This window comes from Mesorhizobium sp. M7D.F.Ca.US.004.01.2.1, assembly GCF_003997785.1.
GTDB lineage: Bacteria > Pseudomonadota > Alphaproteobacteria > Rhizobiales > Rhizobiaceae > Mesorhizobium > Mesorhizobium loti.
On sequence record NZ_RZRQ01000631.1, the window covers coordinates 1 to 1,549 of the forward strand.

Annotated in this window: 1 protein-coding gene and 1 pseudogene; both read left to right on the forward strand. The window is 61.8% G+C overall.

Annotated features, from left to right (window positions below):
• Positions 1 to 1,065, forward strand: a 1,065-nt coding sequence (locus EN993_RS35620) for a mandelate racemase/muconate lactonizing enzyme family protein (protein WP_245469070.1), incomplete at its 5' end; no start/stop codon positions are given.
• Positions 1,066 to 1,266: 201 nt separating this feature from the next.
• Positions 1,267 to 1,549: pseudogene (locus tag EN993_RS38190) on the forward strand (fumarylacetoacetate hydrolase); the annotation flags it as partial.

Consider the following 1,549-nt stretch of genomic DNA (forward strand, 5'->3'; position numbering starts at 1 on the left):
CAGGATTCGGTGCATGCCCTAATTGCGATTCACACCGATGCCGGCATTACCGGCTATGGCAGCGTCTTCACCGACGGACGCCTGGTTCGGGCGGGCCTGCAGGTGCTTGAGCCTTTGTTCCTGGGAGAAAATGCCCTTGAGCCTGAACGGGTCACCGAGAAGCTGCACCAGAACACGTTCTGGATGGGTCGTGGCGGCACGCTCACCCATACCATCAGCGGAATCGACATTGCGCTATGGGACATCCTTGGCAAGGTCAGCGGATTGTCGATCGGACAGCTGCTCGGCGGCGTTTATCGTCGGCGGATTCAGCCTTATTGCTCGCTGCTCATGAAGATGCCGGACATGATGGCCGACCAGATCCTGCCCTATAAGGAGCGCGGCTTCCGTGCCTACAAGATCGGCTGGGGGCCGTTCGGGCGGGTTGGTAGCGAGGCAGTCGACGAAGGCATCGTGCGCGCCGCCCGGGAAGCAATCGGCCCGGAAGGGCGGCTTTTCGTCGATGCTGGGGCTTGCGACGCGCATTGGCCTCAGGATCTCAAATGGGCGATGCGCACGGCCGACATGTTAAAGGCTTACGACGTCGATTGGTTCGAGGAGCCGCTGCGGCCAGATGCAATCGATGATTACTGTCACCTGCGCCGCGTCAGCCCCGTGCCAATCGCCGGCGGCGAGGTGCTAACCAGGCGCCAGGCCTTTCTGCCATGGCTGTCGCGCGGCGCATTCGACATCGTCCAACCCGACGTGACCAAGGTTGGTGGAATTTCCGAACAGCGCCGCATCGCCTGGATGGCCGACGATTTCGGCGTCCGCTATGTCGGCCATGGCTGGAACACGGCGTTGGGCGTGGCGGCTGATCTGCAAATGGCCGCGGCGTTTCCAAAAGTCGACTATGTCGAGTTCATTGGCGGCAGCGCCTATGTCGATGGCATCATGCAGCAAAGCTTCGACGTCGACGCCGAAGGGTATCTCGCGATCCCGGACGGTCCCGGCCTTGGCGTGTCGCTTGACCCCGAAAAGGTGGCCCGGTTTACGGACAATGCATCGGCCCTGTTCCAGGCTTGAGGCCAGGAGAATCCTAATGGAAGGCTGGATCGTGCCCTCGCGGGGCGTGTTCATCGGGCGTGCCCAGGCGCGAGACGTTGGCCACCCGATGGTTGTCACGCTTCGCGGCGGCAACGTGGTCGACATCACATCCCGCGAGGCGCCGTTCGCGACATTGGCGGATGCGACGATCCTGCCGCCTATGTCTTTGCCGCACCAGGCAGTGGCAGAATCGTTGGCGGTTCACTCGGCAATGACGTCAATCTGCGTGACGTGGAAGGTCGGTCAGCCCTGCTTCTGGGCAGGGCAAAGGACAACAAGGGCTCCGCCGCGATCGGCCCGTTCATTCGTCTGTTCGACGAAGGATTTTCCCTGGCAGATATCGAGACGGCAGAGGTCAATCTAAAAATCACGGGGGAGGACGGGCTTCGCACTCGAAGGCTCAAGTTCGGTGGCGCAAATCAGCCACTCCCCGAAACAACTCGTCGAGGGCCCCGCTCGGAGA